General features: G+C 57.8%; 14 protein-coding genes. 7 read left to right on the top strand and 7 right to left on the bottom strand.

Annotation, left to right across the window (positions count from 1 at the left end):
- Nucleotides 1-5 precede the first annotated feature (5 nt).
- Nucleotides 6-3170 carry an efflux RND transporter permease subunit gene (locus EI77_RS03520; protein WP_133793361.1) on the top strand — a complete coding sequence of 1055 codons (3165 nt, stop codon included), beginning with the start codon at nucleotides 6-8 and terminating at the stop codon, nucleotides 3168-3170.
- A complete protein-coding gene (locus EI77_RS03515) occupies nucleotides 3167-3496 on the top strand; it encodes a low molecular weight protein tyrosine phosphatase family protein (protein ID WP_133793360.1) in 330 nt (109 codons plus the stop codon). Before EI77_RS03520 ends, EI77_RS03515 begins: the two co-directional genes overlap by 4 nt.
- Nucleotides 3497-3542: 46 nt before the next feature.
- On the opposite strand, the gene EI77_RS03510 is transcribed toward EI77_RS03515, so the two are convergent.
- Nucleotides 3543-3902 carry a hypothetical protein gene (locus EI77_RS03510; RefSeq protein WP_133793359.1) on the bottom strand — a complete coding sequence of 120 codons (360 nt, stop codon included), beginning with the start codon at nucleotides 3900-3902 and terminating at the stop codon, nucleotides 3543-3545.
- A 92-nt stretch (nucleotides 3903-3994) separates the two neighbouring features.
- On the opposite strand from EI77_RS03510, the gene EI77_RS03505 reads away from it, so the two are divergent.
- Both EI77_RS03505 and proC read left to right on the top strand, forming a co-directional pair.
- Entirely contained in the window at nucleotides 3995-4366 is a 372-nt protein-coding gene (locus EI77_RS03505; RefSeq protein WP_133793358.1) for a sulfite exporter TauE/SafE family protein, read from the top strand.
- A gap of 42 nt (nucleotides 4367-4408) precedes the next feature.
- Nucleotides 4409-5212 (top strand): pyrroline-5-carboxylate reductase, encoded by an 804-nt coding sequence (gene proC, locus EI77_RS03500; protein ID WP_133793357.1) that lies wholly within the window; start codon nucleotides 4409-4411, stop codon nucleotides 5210-5212.
- Nucleotides 5213-5227: 15 nt separating this feature from the next.
- Here the strand turns inward: proC and EI77_RS03495 are convergent, their stop codons facing one another.
- Nucleotides 5228-8329: an ABC transporter substrate-binding protein gene (locus tag EI77_RS03495; RefSeq protein WP_133793356.1), complete on the bottom strand. Its 3102-nt coding sequence runs from the start codon at nucleotides 8327-8329 to the stop codon at nucleotides 5228-5230.
- Nucleotides 8330-8358: 29 nt separating this feature from the next.
- A complete protein-coding gene (gene recJ, locus EI77_RS03490) occupies nucleotides 8359-10086 on the bottom strand; it encodes a single-stranded-DNA-specific exonuclease RecJ (protein ID WP_133793355.1) in 1728 nt (575 codons plus the stop codon).
- 67 nt (nucleotides 10087-10153) lie between these two features.
- Between recJ and EI77_RS03485 the strand changes: the two genes are divergently transcribed.
- Nucleotides 10154-10645 carry a DUF3592 domain-containing protein gene (locus EI77_RS03485; RefSeq protein ID WP_133793354.1) on the top strand — a complete coding sequence of 164 codons (492 nt, stop codon included), beginning with the start codon at nucleotides 10154-10156 and terminating at the stop codon, nucleotides 10643-10645.
- 116 nt (nucleotides 10646-10761) lie between these two features.
- Here the strand turns inward: EI77_RS03485 and EI77_RS03480 are convergent, their stop codons facing one another.
- Genes EI77_RS03480 through EI77_RS03465 form a run of 4 tightly spaced genes read right to left on the bottom strand, consistent with a single transcriptional unit; the run spans nucleotide 10762 to nucleotide 14083 of the window.
- Complete coding sequence (locus EI77_RS03480; RefSeq protein WP_133793353.1) at nucleotides 10762-12021, bottom strand: DUF5722 domain-containing protein; 1260 nt, start codon at nucleotides 12019-12021, stop codon at nucleotides 10762-10764.
- A 50-nt stretch (nucleotides 12022-12071) separates the two neighbouring features.
- Nucleotides 12072-12455, bottom strand: a complete 384-nt coding sequence (locus EI77_RS03475) for a toxin-antitoxin system YwqK family antitoxin (protein ID WP_133793352.1) — start codon at nucleotides 12453-12455, stop codon at nucleotides 12072-12074.
- 14 nt (nucleotides 12456-12469) lie between these two features.
- On the bottom strand, nucleotides 12470-13228 hold the full coding sequence (locus tag EI77_RS03470; protein WP_133793351.1) for an exodeoxyribonuclease III: 759 nt from the start codon (nucleotides 13226-13228) through the stop codon (nucleotides 12470-12472).
- A 33-nt stretch (nucleotides 13229-13261) separates the two neighbouring features.
- Nucleotides 13262-14083: a hypothetical protein gene (locus EI77_RS03465; RefSeq protein WP_133793350.1), complete on the bottom strand. Its 822-nt coding sequence runs from the start codon at nucleotides 14081-14083 to the stop codon at nucleotides 13262-13264.
- A 99-nt stretch (nucleotides 14084-14182) separates the two neighbouring features.
- Between EI77_RS03465 and EI77_RS03460 the strand changes: the two genes are divergently transcribed.
- Nucleotides 14183-14581, top strand: coding sequence for a BlaI/MecI/CopY family transcriptional regulator (locus EI77_RS03460; protein WP_133793349.1), 399 nt, complete (start codon nucleotides 14183-14185; stop codon nucleotides 14579-14581).
- A gap of 5 nt (nucleotides 14582-14586) precedes the next feature.
- Nucleotides 14587-15552, top strand: a complete 966-nt coding sequence (locus EI77_RS03455) for a M56 family metallopeptidase (RefSeq protein WP_133793348.1) — start codon at nucleotides 14587-14589, stop codon at nucleotides 15550-15552.

Raw genomic sequence — 15552 nt, 5'->3', positions numbered from 1 at the left:
GCGTCATGAACATCTCCCGCTTTTTCGTGGACCGTCCGATCTTCGCCACGGTTCTGAGCATTGTCATCACCCTTCTCGGCGGCCTTTCCTATTTTGGCCTGTCGGTGAACCAGTATCCAGATGTGGTGCCGCCGACGGTGGTGGTCACCGCCACGTATCCTGGGGCCAACGCTCAGGTCATCGCGGACACCGTGGCCACTCCTCTGGAGCAAGAGGTCAACGGGGTGGAAAACATGCTGTACCTGTCGTCGTCCTGCACGAACGATGGGCGCATGAACCTGACGGTGACCTTTAAACTGGGTACCGATCTCGACCAGGCCCAGGTGCTGGTGCAAAATCGAGTCAACTCGGCTTTGCCGCGCCTGCCGGAAGACGTGCGCCGACTGGGTGTTCAAGCGCAAAAGCGCTCGCCGGACCTTACTCTGGCCGTGCAGTTCTTTTCTCCTGATGACTCGCGCGACGTCATTTACCTTTCGAATTATGTGCTGCTGCAGATCCAGAACCAGCTAGCCCGTCTGCCAGGCGTGGCGGAAGCCTCCTCCCTGGGCGGCCTGGATTACTCCATGCGCATCTGGCTGGACCCGGACAAGATAGCAGGACGAAACCTGACGGCTGGCGATGTGCTCAAGGCCATCCGTGAACAAAACGTGCAGGTGGCCGCCGGTCAACTCGGCGCCATGCCGGCACCTGATGGTACCAGCTTTAACTACACCCTCACGGCGAAGGGACGTCTGGTCACCGCTCAGGAATTCAGCGACATCGTGGTCAAGACCAATGCTGACGGCCAGGTGATCCGTGTTGGCGATGTCGCCCGCATCGAGCTTGGCGCCCGTGACTATGCGGTGAAAAGCTACATGGATGGCAAAAACGCCGTCTCCATGCGCATCTTCCAGCTCCCCGGCACCAATGCCCTGGATACCGCCGACGGCGTGTATGCAAAAATGGAGGAGCTCAAAAGCCGCTTCCCGCCTGGGGTGGACTACCGCATCAACTACGACCCTACCCGCTTCGTGCGCGCCTCCATGGAGTCCGTTTTGCATACCCTGGTGGAGGCCATCATCCTGGTGGTGCTCGTGGTGGTGGTGTTCCTCCAAAACTGGCGCGCCTCTTTGATTCCGCTGCTGGCCGTACCCGTATCCCTCGTCGGCACCATGGCCGTGATGCAGGTGTTTGGATTCACGCTCAACAACCTCTCCCTCTTCGGTCTCGTGCTCGCCATCGGGATTGTGGTGGATGACGCCATTGTGGTGGTCGAAAACGTCGAGCGTTTCATTGCCAAAGGGCACTCTCCACGCCAGGCCACCTTGCTGGCCATGAAGGAAGTGACCGGACCCGTGGTCGCCGTGGCACTCGTGCTCACAGCTGTGTTCGTCCCCACCGCCTTCCTCGGCGGCATCACCGGGGAGTTCTATCGCCAGTTTGCCCTGACCATCGCGGCTTCCACGATCATTTCAGCCTTCAATTCACTCACGCTTAGCCCTGCCCTGACCGCCCTGCTCCTGCCTCCGCATGGTGCCAAGCCCGACATGCTGCAACGGACGATCGACTTTTTATTCGGCTGGTTTTTCCGGCTGTTTAACAAATTCTTCAACGGCCTCTCGAATCTCTTTGGCAGCCTCGTTTCCAAGCTGGTGCGCATCGGCATCGTCATGCTGCTTGCCTATGGCGGCCTGATCGCCCTTTCGGGACACCTGTTTAAAATTACGCCCACAGGTTTCATTCCCACCATGGACATGGGATACATGCTCGTCGTGGTACAGCTTCCTGATGGTGCATCTTTTGAGCGCACAGATGCCGTGGTACGTGAGATGGATGTCATCGCCCGTGAGACCCCGGGCATCGCCCACACCTTCGCCATCTCTGGTTATTCCTCGGTGCTCCAGGCCAACCAAAGTAACGTCGGTGCCGCCTTCCTCATCCTGGAGCCGCATGACAGACGTACGCCAGAGCAGACATCGGACGCATTGATCAATGAAATGAAAAAACGCTTCTCCGGTATCCAGGCCGGGCGTGTGATCGTGCTGCCACCTCCAGCTCTACGGGGTCTCGGAAATGCCGGTGGTTTCAAGTTTCAAATCCAGGACTTGAACAACTCCGGTCTGGCCGGCCTTCAAAACGCCACCAATTCATTGATGGAAGCCTTGCGCACTGAGCCGGGCTTCACCTCCATGATCTCCGGTTTTCGCTCCAATGTGCCGCAATACTACCTGGATATTGACCGCCAGGCCGCCAAGAACATGGGTATCTCCCTGGCCGACATCAATGAGACTCTACAGGTTTACATGGGATCGGCCTATGTGAATGACTTCAACCTCTTTGGCCGCACCTATCAGGTCACGGCCATGGCGGAGCCCCAATATCGCGTGCGCCCTGAGGACGTACTGCGCCTGAAAACGCGTAACCAAAAGGGTGAAATGGTGCCTCTGGGTGCGCTTGTGAAAATGAACCGCATCGGTGGACCTGACCGTGTCGCCCGCTACAACATGTACACCACTGCTGACGTCAACGGCAATACCCTGCCCACCGTCAGCTCTGGCGAAATGGTCAGCAGCGTCGAGCGGCTCGCCAAAGAAAAACTGCCCGATGGTTTCGCCATTGAATGGACCGATCTTACCTATCAGCAGCTTCTCGCGGGCAATACCATCGTCTTCGTTTTCCCGCTTTGCGTGCTCTTCGTCTTCCTCGTGCTGGCCGCTCAGTATGAAAGCTGGAGCCTGCCGCTGGCGGTGATTCTCATCGTCCCGATGTGTCTTCTCAGCGCCCTCGTCGGGGTGTGGATCCGGCAGATGGATAACAACATCTTCACCCAGATCGGGCTGGTGGTGCTGGTCGGCCTCGCGGCCAAAAACGCCATCCTCATTGTCGAGTTCGCTCGTCAGCGTCAAGAAGCAGGCATGGACCGCTTCGCCGCCGCTGTGGAGGCCACCAAGCTGCGCCTTCGCCCCATCCTCATGACCAGCTTCGCCTTCATCCTGGGCGTGCTGCCTCTCGTCATCGCCAAAGGCCCTGGGGCTGAAATTCGCCAAGCCCTCGGCACCGCCGTGTTCTATGGCATGATCGGGGTTACCTTCTTCGGCCTCCTCTTCACCCCGGTATTCTTCGTGTTGCTGAGCCGCAGTGTGAAAAAGAAGGTGGTCGAAGATGACCATCCCCACGTTGCAGAACTGTGAAGCTGCTGTTTCTCTGCTCTCGCAATCAATGGCGCAGCCCCACGGCTGAAGCCATCTATCAAAACGATCCGCGTGTACAGGTGCGTTCGGCAGGAACCTGTTCCGCCGCGCGCACCCGGGTCGGTGAAAAACTGCTTCGCTGGGCTGACCTTATTTGTGTGATGGAACATGCTCACAAAAAACGCCTGCGTGATGACTTCCCTGACCTATTCAGAGAGCTGCAGATCGAAGTCCTGGATATCCCTGATGATTACACATTCATGGAACCCGCCTTGATCGAGTTGGTCCGTGAGCGCGTGGAACCGCTGCTTGCTCCAGACGCATAAAAAAAGCGGCAGACCGGAGCCTGCCGCTTTCATGAAACGTCAGTGCTTACTGGCGCACTTCCTTGATGTGTTTATCAGGAGCGGCGTCAAAAGTAGCCTTGCTGCCAACATCGGCAAAGGCGACCTGGCGGCTATAAGTCACCTTTTTGGAAGGATCTGCCTTCTTCTTGCTCAGTGGGCACTGCACCCCGTTCGCGTTGAGGATGTTGCTCAGGTAAGCCTTGGGCGTGGCATTGAACTGGGACACACAGCGGTCACAGCAGACAGCGACTGTTTTGCTATAATTGCTGGTGATGGCAGCGCTGGCAGGCTTGCCAGAAATGGGGCAGACCGTATTCAGCGGCTCTGCGGCCGGGGCCAGAGTAGCCAGTGCAGCTGTGGCGAAGAGGAAAAGAAGGTGTTTCATAGGGCAGTTTTTTGTCTGTCTTTTTGACGTAACAACGGATAACGGATTCAAACGTTTCTCATCAATTAAAATCGCAGCTTTCCTCTCCCGCCATGCCTGTATCTGAAATCCTCACCTGTCTGGGCATCGGCATCATTAGCGGAGTCGTCGCAGCTTTGTGCGGCGTCGGCGGTGGTGTGGTGATGGTGCCCGCTTTTGTGTTTATGCTGGCCATGCCTCAAAAACAGGCCGTGGCCACCAGCCTGGCCATCATCATCCCGACGGCCCTGATGGCGACCACTCAAAACTCCCGCAATGACTTGGTAAATTGGAAAGTCGCCGCCGTCACGGCCATCTCCGCCTCCATTTTCGCCTATTTCGGGGCTGGATGGCTGAAGTCCATGAGCAATGAGACCCTGACCCGCATCTTCGGCACCATCCTCGTCGTATTTGGCCTGCGTATGCTGCTGCAAGGGAAGGCATGATCTTCCCTTGCGAAGACCACGCCCTGCCGCCACCATCGCGCCATGTTGAAACTTGGCCTCATCGGATGTGGTAAAATGGGCGGTGCACTCTTGCGCGGCGTGGAGCAGGCATTGGGCAGCGCTGAGCTCCAGGTCGCTCTCAGTGACGTCGTGCCGGCTGCTGTCGAGGCCCTGGAAAAATCCCTTACCTGTCCGACCAACCCCGGCACGCCAGAGCAGGTGGGTTCCAGTTCGGACGTTATCCTCCTGGCCGTAAAACCTGGGGATATGAAAAGCCTGTGTGAAGACTTAGCCAAGCTGGAAGGCAGCCGCCTGTTCATCAGCATTGCCGCTGGGATTTCCATCGCCCAGTTGGAGTCCTGGCTGGGCAGTCGCCAAAGGGTTATCCGCTGCATGCCCAATACCCCTGCACTCGTCGCCACCGGGGCAGCCGCTTTCGCTCGTGGGTCAAAGGCGACTGCGGAGGATTCCGCCATGGCGGTGAAAATCCTCGGCAGTGTCGGCACGGCGGATGAAGTGTCTGAAAAACTTCTGGATGCGGTCACTGGCCTCAGCGGCAGCGGCCCGGCTTACGTCTATACCGTCATCGAAGCCCTTGCAGATGGGGGCGTACTCATGGGCCTGCCACGGGCTGCCTCACTACGTCTGGCGGCCCAAACCGTGGCCGGTGCGGCCAAGATGGTGCTGGAGACTGGTAAACATCCGGCCACTCTCCGCGATGAAGTCACTAGCCCCGGTGGCACCACCATTGCCGGACTGGAGCAATTGGAGGCTCACGGCCTCCGTCATGCCCTGATCCAGGCTGTACGCAAAGCGACTGAACGCAGCAAGGAACTGGGTGCTTAAACGCGCCCCTTTGCACTACGCTTCAGCTGGTTTTGCCACGTCATCCTGCGGCAGCATCTTTTGAACCTCCTTGAGGAGCTGTGCGGCTGTATAAGGCTTGCGCAAAAGCACCGCATCATCCGGCAGGACAGAATCCCGACGGAAAGTCTCTGCCGAATAACCGCTGGAGTAAATGATTTTGAGGCTCGGCTTCTTGGCCTGCAATTGAGCTCCCAATTCATGGCCCGACACCCCTCCGGGCATGACCATATCCGTCAGCATCAGATCCACCTCATTCGCGATTCCGTCCCACATCTCCAGCGCCTCTTTGCCGCTGGTCGCTTCATGCACATGATAGCCGTGTGCGGTCAGCACGTGTTTGACGATCGTCCTCACTGTCTTTTCATCCTCGACAATCAAGATCGTTGCTGTACCGCGTGCACCCAGGGCAGGGGGGGTAATCTCCTCCTCCACAGGGGTCGGAACGGGGCTGCTGAGCAAAGGCAAAAAGACGCAAAAAGATGCCCCTGCTCCCGGATGACTGTCTACGGTCACCCAGCCACCATGCTGTTGGGCGATGCCGAACACCGTCGCCAGACCGATGCCCGTGCCCTGTCCCACCGCCTTCGTGGTGAAGAAGGGTTCAAAGATACGCTTCAGATGCTCTTCAGAAATGCCCGTGCCAGTATCGCGAACTTCCAGGCACACAAAATGCCCCGGCTTGGCCTCTGCGGAGGCTTGGGGAGGCAGTTGCTTCAGCGGCAGCAGGCGTGTGGTCAGCGTTAGCGTCCCTCCCTGGGGCATGGCATCCCGGGCATTCACCGTCAGGTTCAGGATGATCTGCTCCATCATGCTTGCATCCGCATGCACCAGCGCCGGCTCCGGGCTCAGGCGCAAGTGCACCTGGATCGTTTCCCCGATCAGCCTTTGCAGCATCCGGTTCATCTCAGAGACCACCTGGTTGAGGTTCAATGTCGTCTTGTTGATCGGCTGCTGGCGGCTAAAAGTCAGCAATTGCCGCGTTAACGCCCCTGCCCGGTTAGCCGCATCCAGGATCTCACTGAAAGCCCGCGTCGTCATCTCCGGCGTCAGTTTCATGATCTTGGCCAGTGAGGCATTGGCCTGGATCACCGTCAGCAGGTTATTAAAATCATGTGCTACCCCGCCGGCCAGATGACCGATGGCATCCATTTTTTGCGACTGGCGAAGCTGGTCTTCCAGGTGCTTTTGCTCCGTCACATCATCGCTGAAGACAGAGACTCCGGTCACTTCCCCTGCGTGACGGATGGGATTGAAGGAAGCTGAAAAGGTGCGCATTTTTCCCCGCACTTCCTGGTCAAAGGTGATCTTGAAGCGCTCCCCCTTCAGTGCCCGCTGATAGTGCGGACGCCAGAGAGCCAGATGCGCCGGGGATTCCACCTCCACCGCGCGTTCGCCGATCTGGGCCTTCAACCCACCGCCCAATGACAGAATGTGATCCTGATAGCGGGAATTGAAGGTTAGGTAATGCAGGTCCCGGTCCAGAGACCAGATGGCACCGGAGCTATTTTCCAGCAGAGCCAGCAGATTCGCCTCAGACACCCTTCGGGCATTTTCCGCCAGTTTCCTTTCCGTGATGTCATATCCCTCCACCATCAGGTAGCGCAAATTTCCACCCTCATCCCTGACTGGCCGCACGGAAAAGTCGATCACATGCAGAGTCCCCGTCTTGTCTGGATGTAGAGTTTCAAACCGGACCCCGTCCTGTCCCTGGCGGATCTGCTGGATGGCCTCACGCAGCTTGTTCTGCTGCTCCACGGAATGGCTCCACCACACCGTTTCCCAAAACCACTTCCCCACCACATCAGCCAGTTCCACCCCTGCAAAAGAACGCGCCGTACTGTTGGCCTCCATCATCCGGCCTTCAGGATCCAGCAGGCCTTGCAGTTGAAAGGTGTTTTCCAGGATGGCAGACAGCTTTTGCTGGCCTTCCTTCACTTCTCGGGTGCGCAGGTCCACCTGGCGGCGCAGTTGCATCGTCCAGAGCAGCCCCAGCCCCCCCAGGAGCCCGATGACTGAGAGCGCCCCAAAGAGTATTTTAAAATCCGGAGACTTGTCCGGCTCAAAGATAAATCCCTGTAAATGTGACACCTCGTCCACGATTCCGGTTTCCACAAACGTCCGGGCGATCCGCTCCCATCTCCCCGCATTCATGTGCCCCACATCCACCAGGTCCGCCTGGATCAGCGGCACCATTTCCCGTGCCTCCACCTCCAGGTTCTCCCGGCGGATGCCGCGCTCCTTCACCCCTGGCATCAGCAGGATGCGCTCGATCATCTCTTCCGGATGCTCCATCGCATAATTCCAGCCTTTCATGGAGGCTTCGACGAAGGCATTCACCAGCTCCCGGTCTTTCTTCACCAGTGCTTCCGTGGTGAAAAGAGTATCCCCATAAAAATCCACCCCGTAATCGCTAAAGCGGATGGTGGCAGGCTCCACCCCGAGCTGTCGCAATTGCGTCGGCTCCACCGTGCTATACGCAGAAATGGCATCCACTTTGCCAGCCAGTAGGTCCCGGTTATTCCATGAATGAGGCAGGAATTCCATGCGCCCGGCGGGCAATCCTTCTCGCATGATCATCGCCCGCACCTCCGCCTCTCCCTGGTCGTTGGAGACCATGAGCCTTTTCCCCACCAGGTCAGAAGGCTTCGTGATGCCTTTGTCCGCCAGGCTCATCATGATGTATGGAGAATGCTGGAAAATAGCAGCACACACCACCACTGGTTTGCCCTTCATCCGCGCCAGCAGCACATCGCAGTCCGTCACGCCAAAGTCCGCCGCCCCGGATTGCACCACCTCCAGGGACCTTCTTGCTGGGTTTCCCTCCCGCAGTTCCACCTCCAGCCCGGCTGCGCGGTAGTATCCCTGGGCCTCCGCCGCGTAATAACCCGCAAATTGAAACTGATGATGCCACTTGAGCTGGATGCTCACCTTTTTCAGATTTGCCCCGCCCTCGGCCCCTACACCGTAGCTGGTCCACAATACGATCACGCCACACGCCACACTCACCAGCCTTCGAGCCGTGCGGGCTGACAATGACCAGCGGGAGGCTGACGATGGATCGCCCCGGTTGCGGGACAAGGTGGGCAGTGCATCCATGAATCTATCTCATTTTATCGGGCTGGGGGTCATTCTGTCTCAGCAGTACGCACCGCGTCCAGAGTCAATTGCCATTGTTCTTCACCGCGCCAGAAATTTCGCTGCACCCGCATGGCCACATCCCATGGCGGTTTCGGCAGATTTTTCAGCGGCGCATTGAACCAGCGCGCCTCCATGGAGGCTCCATCCTGGCTCAGCATCACACGCAGATGCTTCTCCTTCATCAGCCTCCCCGGCAGGCGTGGATTCACCCGGCGGCAGAGAAAAATAGGCTCATGATTGCGCTGGCCGAAGGGTTCCATCAGCCGGAAATTCCGCAGAAATTCAAGGGAAAGATCCCGCAGACGCACTTCCACATCCAGCCCCAGTACCGGCGTCAGCGCCTCCTCACTCAGGGCCAGGCGTGCCGCTTCGGAAAAGCGCTCACGAAAGATCTCCAGCTTATCCTCATGGACAGATACCCCCGCCGCCATCGCATGGCCACCACCCCGGGTGATGTGCTCACGACAAAATTCAATTGCCTCCACCAGGGAAAAACCCGGGATGCTGCGGCCACTGCCCTTGCCCATGCCATTTTCATCAAAGGAAAACAAGATCGTCGGACGGTTCACCAACCGTGAAAGCCGGGAGGCGACGATGCCCACCACCCCCGGATGCCATTTGCGCGATCCCAAGACCACCGCAGGGATGTGCTCCAGATCTCCCATGGCCAGCAGTTGCTGCTCCGCCTCATTAAAAACTTCCAGCTCCACTGCCTGGCGGTCCCGGTTATGATTCTCCAGCAGCGTGGCGTAGTCTGCCGCCACCAGCGGATCCTCCGCCAGCAGCAATTGCAGCGCCGTCGAGGCCGTATCTAGCCGTCCAGCCGCATTCAGCCGCGGTCCCAGTCGGAATCCCACATGATGCGTTTGGATAAAACCATCCACCCCTGCGATTTCCTTCAGCGCACGCAGGCCGATGCGCTCCGTTTGCGCCAGCGCCTCCAGTCCGCGCCGCACCAGCAGGCGATTTTCATCCACCAGCGGCACCAGATCCGCCACCGTTCCCAGCGCCACCAGATCCAGCGCCTCTTTGAGGTCGAAGTCCACCCGCCGCGTCTTCATGAGCGCATGCGCCACCTTAAAGACCAGCCCTGCCGTACAAAAATAATGATATTCCGTCCCCAGCTTCGGATTCACCAGTGCCACGCAGGGAGGTCGGCCAAAAGGGGACAGCTCATGGTGGTCCACGATCACACAATCCACCCCCTGCTCCTGCAGCCAGGTCAGCTCCTTGATGGAGGTCGTTCCACAGTCCAGCGCCAGCAGCAGGTCCGGCTTGCCAAATTCCTCAAACAACCGCGCAAAACCGTCCATGCTCAGTCCATACCCCTCCTCCATGCGCGAGGGCAGGAAGAGATGCGTCGGCAGCCCATAGGCTTTCAGCGTCAGGTGCATCAGCGCCATGGAGGTCACCCCGTCCACATCGTAATCTCCATAGAGGGCTACCCGCTGTTTTTCATCCACCGCCTTGAGGATGCGCTCCACGGCGATTTTCATCTCGGGCAGCACCGTCGGATCTCCCAGGGAGGCCAGCTTCGGTACCAGGAAATCCTGCACCAGTTCCGCGCTCGTCATCCCCCTTTGCGTCAGCAGGGTGGTCAGGAGCAAAGGCAGCCCTGTATCCGCAGCCAAATCCGCCGCGCCCTCAGGCACCGGCTTCAGCAGCCAGCGCGGGGGCAGGGTGTTTGGGAGAGGGATTTCAGACGCGAGAGCCATTAGATTGTGTGCAACCTCCTTGTATGCAGCACGCGCGTAGGCTAGTCAAAGCATCCCTCCCCCATTCATGTCATCTGCGTCTGTTTCTTCTCTCTCGGGCCGCCTCTGGCTGGCCTCCATGGGTCTGTTTTTAGCCCTCGCAGGATTGCTCTTTACCTGGGTGCTTTGGACGTCCTGGCAGCGTGCGGAAGAGACCCGCCGCTGGGTGCCCACCCCCTGCCGGATTATTTCCGCCCAGGTCATCAGTGAGCGCCCCACCCCGCACTCCAATCCCGCCCATAAAGCCGCCGTCCGTTACTCATACACCTTCAGCGGCCAGTCCCTCACCGGCACCCGCATCAAGCGTGTGGACTCCGCCAGCCAGCACGAAGAAAACGCCCGCAAAAAGTTGGAGGAATTCCCCATCGGCCAGGAGACCACCTGTTACGTCAATCCCCAGCAGCCCGACCAGACCGTGCTCAAGCACGACAGCCGCGCCGCCCTCTACTCCATCTGGTTTCCCCTCCTTTTCGTCTTCGGCGGCCTCGGCATGACCTGGAACGCCTTCCGCCGGAAATAGCGCTACTGTGTAGCCGCCCGCACCAGCGGGTGGACGAGCGTTATTTCACAATTGCAGCTCCCAGATCGTAGCTGCCCGTACCATTGGGTGGACGAGCGTTCTCACGCCTCTGCACATCATTCACCCCAACTCTTCAATCCCGTCACCGGCAGCAGTTCCCCCGCAGCCCCTTCCCACTCCGCCGTCCCCGCCTTCCGAAAAAGCTCCCATAGCGGCTTCTTGCTGTGCGGATCCGCGATGCTCCCCGGAGCATTTCTCCAAAGACCGAGCCGCAGCCCACCCTCCTTCGCGTGGTCCACATGCCGGTGATAAATAAAAGCATCCACCGTGGGTAAAGAACGGCACTTTTCCCATGCATAGGCATATGCCGCCGCTTGGAGCCGATCTCCCTCCGGAGTCAGCAGTGTATGGAACCCCTGTTCAGACAGAATGACCCGCCGTGCCTTCCCCTGAAACAGCAGTTCCGGCTTCTCCAGATGCCGCGGCAGCACCTCCAGATTTTTAAAGGTGACCTTGGGTGTTGAGTCATCCCGCGTCACGCTCTTGTCCGCCCAGGCACGCGGATTGCCCAGATCCTCCGGGTAGGGATGCCAAGCCACATGCCAGTCCATATCCCCCCGCTCCTTCACCAGCCGCGCAAAGGTATCCAGATACTCCCTTCCAGGTGTCGCCTCCTCGGCACTGATTCCATGCATGGAGATGCCCCAGTGATGATCAAAGGAGATGTAAAGCCGCGCGTGCCGGGAGGCCTTGCGGACCGCCCCGTGGATGATGCGAAAGGCACTTTCATATTCACCCACTGCCTGCACCAGGGGCTTTCGGCCCAGGTTGTACCACATCCAGTGGGAATTCACCTCATTGCCCACGATCCACCCCCACACACGCCCATGCTCAGGCTGCGCCCCTGACCACCGCGCCGCCAGAAACTCCACCACTGCTTGGAGGTATGCCCTCCCCTGCGGCGTCACATTGTTGAAGGCACCGACCGTATACTGATGATCCTCCCGCGCATCCGGATGGATCGTGATCGCATCACGTTCCCCATCCTTGGACGGATAAACCAGAAGGATCAGGTAAACCGCCACGCCATGGTCAGACAGCGGTTTGATCTGGGCATCCAGGCTGGCTAGATAACCGGCATTAAAACTGAAAGTCTCCCCGTCCGCCGCATGTGAAGGATTCTCCGACTTCTTTTCCAGGTCCAGCAAGGCCGTCAGGTTCACATTGATCCCGGCATGGTGAATGCCCAGCTCCAGGGCATCCGGCACCATTTGGACCTGCAATCCCTTGATGTTAGGCAGAGCAGGGAAAGGGTCCTCATTCGGCGCCACAGACACAGCACTGGCGAGGAGGCAGACAAGGGAAAAGCGCAGCATGGGTAGCCAGTTACGCGCACCACGAATGAATCTGGCAAGTATCAGTCACTTCACTTCTTCTCGTCGTAATACTTCTCGCTCACCGATTTGTCGTGATCATAGACCTGCTCCTTCATGAGCTGGCCGGTCTTGGACCAGTAGCGGTTAAGCCCATGGCGCTGGCCGTTTTCAAAATTCGTTTCCGTCGAAAGCTGGCCGTTGTCCCACCACTCCCGCACCAACCCGTGCAGTCGGCCTTCCTTGAAGGGATACTCCCCCTTCGGTTTGCCGTCCTTATGCGTATCTCGTGCCAGGCCGCTGTAAGGCTGGCCATTGAGAAAATACACATCGTCCTGCCACTTCAGCTCCTTGTAGGTCACCTCAGCAGACTTCGGGGCATCCGCAGCGTGGAGAATGGAGGCGGTAAAAAGGGCAGCGAAAAGAAGCGGCTTCATGGCAGGCAGCAGGATCAGGGTTGAATGACCAATTCCACCGGGCAGTGGTCGCTGCCGTGGATGTCATCACGGATCGTGCAGGAAGTGATGGCCGGGCGCAAGCCTGCAGATGCCAGCCAGTAATCCAGCCGCCACCCGATGTTCTTCGCCCGTGCATCCGGCGTCCTTTGCGTCCACCAGGTGTAGCGTCCAGGGGATTTGTCGAACTCCCGAAACACATCCAGAAAACCCGCCTCCAGATGCTGCGTGAAACTGGCCCTTTCCTCATCGCTGAAGCCGGGATTCATCCGGTTGGACTTCGGATTCGCCAGGTCGATCTCCTGGTGCGCACAGTTCAGATCCCCACACGCCAGCACCGGCTTTTGCAATTCCAGCTTCTTCAAATACGCCCGGAACGCCGCATCCCATTCCAGCCGGTAAGGCAGACGAGCCAGCCCAGCCTTGCTGTTCGGGGTATAAACCGTCACCAGGAAAAAATCCGGAAACTCCGTCGTGATGACCCGCCCTTCGCGGTCATGATCATGGATGCCCATGCCCAGCGCATAGTTTGTCCAGGGCACCCGGCTCAGGATGCAGGTGCCGGAGTAACCCTTCTTTTCCGCACTGTTCCAGACCGCCCGGTAGCCCGCCATAAAGGCGATGTCCACCTGCTCCTCCATCGCCTTCGTTTCCTGGAGGCACACCACATCCGCATCGTGATTCAGTAGATACTCACGCAGCCCCTTGTTCAGAGAAGCGCGGATGCCGTTGACGTTCCAGGTGGAGAGTTTCATGAGCCCATTGGCTAGGTCCAAATGGGCCTTTGTTCAACTTCCAAAGGCACGGGCTCCTTCACGGACATAGCTCTCTTCCACCTGAGCTCGCCGCCTGACGATTTCATCCTCCTCATAACAGGCCATTCCGATGACACCGACATTCCGCGCCCCCTTTTGACCAAAGGCTGTCGAGGCCCTTGATTCTTTGACGGAACCAAACTCCAACGAATAAAGTTTTCCACCGACACGCATACCGCGAAGAATCACCGCCGATTTGGCAGGGATAATGTAGCCAGGCTTTCTCGCGGAGGCGGGCTGGCCGTCAAGGAGACTAAGCCCATCCACAGACACCACCACTTCCATGCGTCGGCTTGTTCGATTTGCGAGCTTGAGTGAGTAGTTTTCCCCAGGTGTTCCAATCACAAAAATCCCTTGTCCAGACTCATAGTGATCCAGTGCGCTACTCGAATACCGTGATCCATCCATGACCGTGACCCGCAACTTTCCGGGGATGAGTTCAAAGCCGCCGTCACGCCGGGCCGGACGTCCTTGCAGGCTGGCCATCAGCCGTGCTCCTTCATCGTCATTGTAATGAAAGGTGGCCATGGCATCCGGTTGCCCTGTGGATTTACGGTAAAACGTGGCAGTGGAGGATGTATCGGTCAATTCATGGCCTAACTCAGTACCCAAACCTGGTCGGCTCTTAGCGATTGAATTTTCTTCTACTGCTGGAGATGTGGCGGGGGTGGAATATCTGGCCGCATCCCCTCTATACGGATGACTGGTGCAGTGGGAGAGCAGGCTGGCCGACAACAAGAGGGCGGCGATTTTCAAAATTCGTAGCAGGGCGTAATGATTGGAGAGCGGTTCCATGTGCAGATTTTTCTACACTTCTGATTCCACGTCAACACCAAGTGTAGTTTTTTCTGCATTTGTGCTTGTTTGGTCCCGTTTTTAGCATCATCTTTTTTTATGCCTCAGACATCCACGGAGACTTATTCCAAAAAGGAGCGTCAGGCGATGGAGGTCCTCTATCGCCTTGGGCAGGCCACTGTGGCCCAGGTGCAGGCCGAGCTTTCAGAAGAAACGAATTACTCCGCCGTGCGTGCCTTGTTAGGTGTCTTGGTGGACAAAGGGCTGGCCAGTGTGGTGAAAGCCGACGGTGCACGTCATTACCTTTATTCACCAAAGGAGCCTGTCCATAAGGCACGTAAAGGAGCGCTAAGGAAGCTGCTCGCCACCTTTTTTGACGACTCACCGGCAGAGCTGGCGATGAATCTGCTCGACCCAGCACAGAATAAAATCTCAGTAGAGGAACTGGAAAAATTGCAGCAGATGATTGATGCGCACCGCGCTAACCAGAAAAATTGACCGTTATGTTGTGGTTTCACTCATCCGTCACACTGCTTCTTCTGCTGGCGCTAGGGCTTGGTTATGCAGGCTTGCCCAGGCGCAGGGTCATTGAGACGATGACCTTGCTGGTTGTCGTTCTTCCTGTGTTGAGTCTGGGGCTCGAGTTGGTGGTCCCTGTTCAGCTTCGAATCGGCGGGACTCTGGCCGGGTTGCATGACTCATGGCACGCTTATATTTTATCCTTTCCGCTGACAGTGGCCTGGGTGGCGGGAATCATGGTTCAGACCATTCTTTTGATCCGTCGCTGGGATCGCGTTAAGCGGCTCATCGCTACATCATCGCCCCTCCCGAACGATTCGGTTTCCATGATCGCCTCCTGCCTGGGACAGTCGGAGGACAGCATCCGCCGACACTTTAAAATATCCAGATTCATCAAAACACCGTTAGTTCTCCCAGGGATGACCAGTGTGGTCATATTGCCGGGTGATTGGGATTCATGGCCCATGCGTCTGCGGATGGGTGCGCTACGGCATGAGTGGCACCATTTCCGGCACCATGATGCTGTCTGGAATGTCTGGATGTCCATGTTCCAGGCCGTGCTTTGGTTTCATCCCCTAGCCTGGCTTTCTGTTAAGACCTGGACCGACGCCTGCGAAATTCAAGCGGACATGGCTGCCATCGGCACCAACGATCCCGCTGATTATGCACAGGATCTTCTCGGGATAGCTAAGCTACAGCCATTTGCCCTTACAGGAGCTACCTGCTTTCTAGGCTCTTCAAGAGGTGGTTTGCATCGTCGTATACAGTCGCTGTTATCAGTCCGGCGCAGAGGCAACGTCGCAATGCCACTTATACTGAAACTGACAGGACCACTGCTGATCTTTGCGTTCGCCCTCATGTGTGCTTGGATGGGAACTCGCGACACTACCCACAAGCGGGATGAGGCGATGATCCGTTTATCCGCAGAAGCATTTCCTGCCGACCTCTAG

This window comes from Prosthecobacter fusiformis (genome assembly GCF_004364345.1).
Taxonomy (GTDB): domain Bacteria; phylum Verrucomicrobiota; class Verrucomicrobiia; order Verrucomicrobiales; family Verrucomicrobiaceae; genus Prosthecobacter; species Prosthecobacter fusiformis.
Note: the sequence above shows the minus strand (reverse complement) of the source record. Positions and strands in the feature narration are given on the sequence as shown.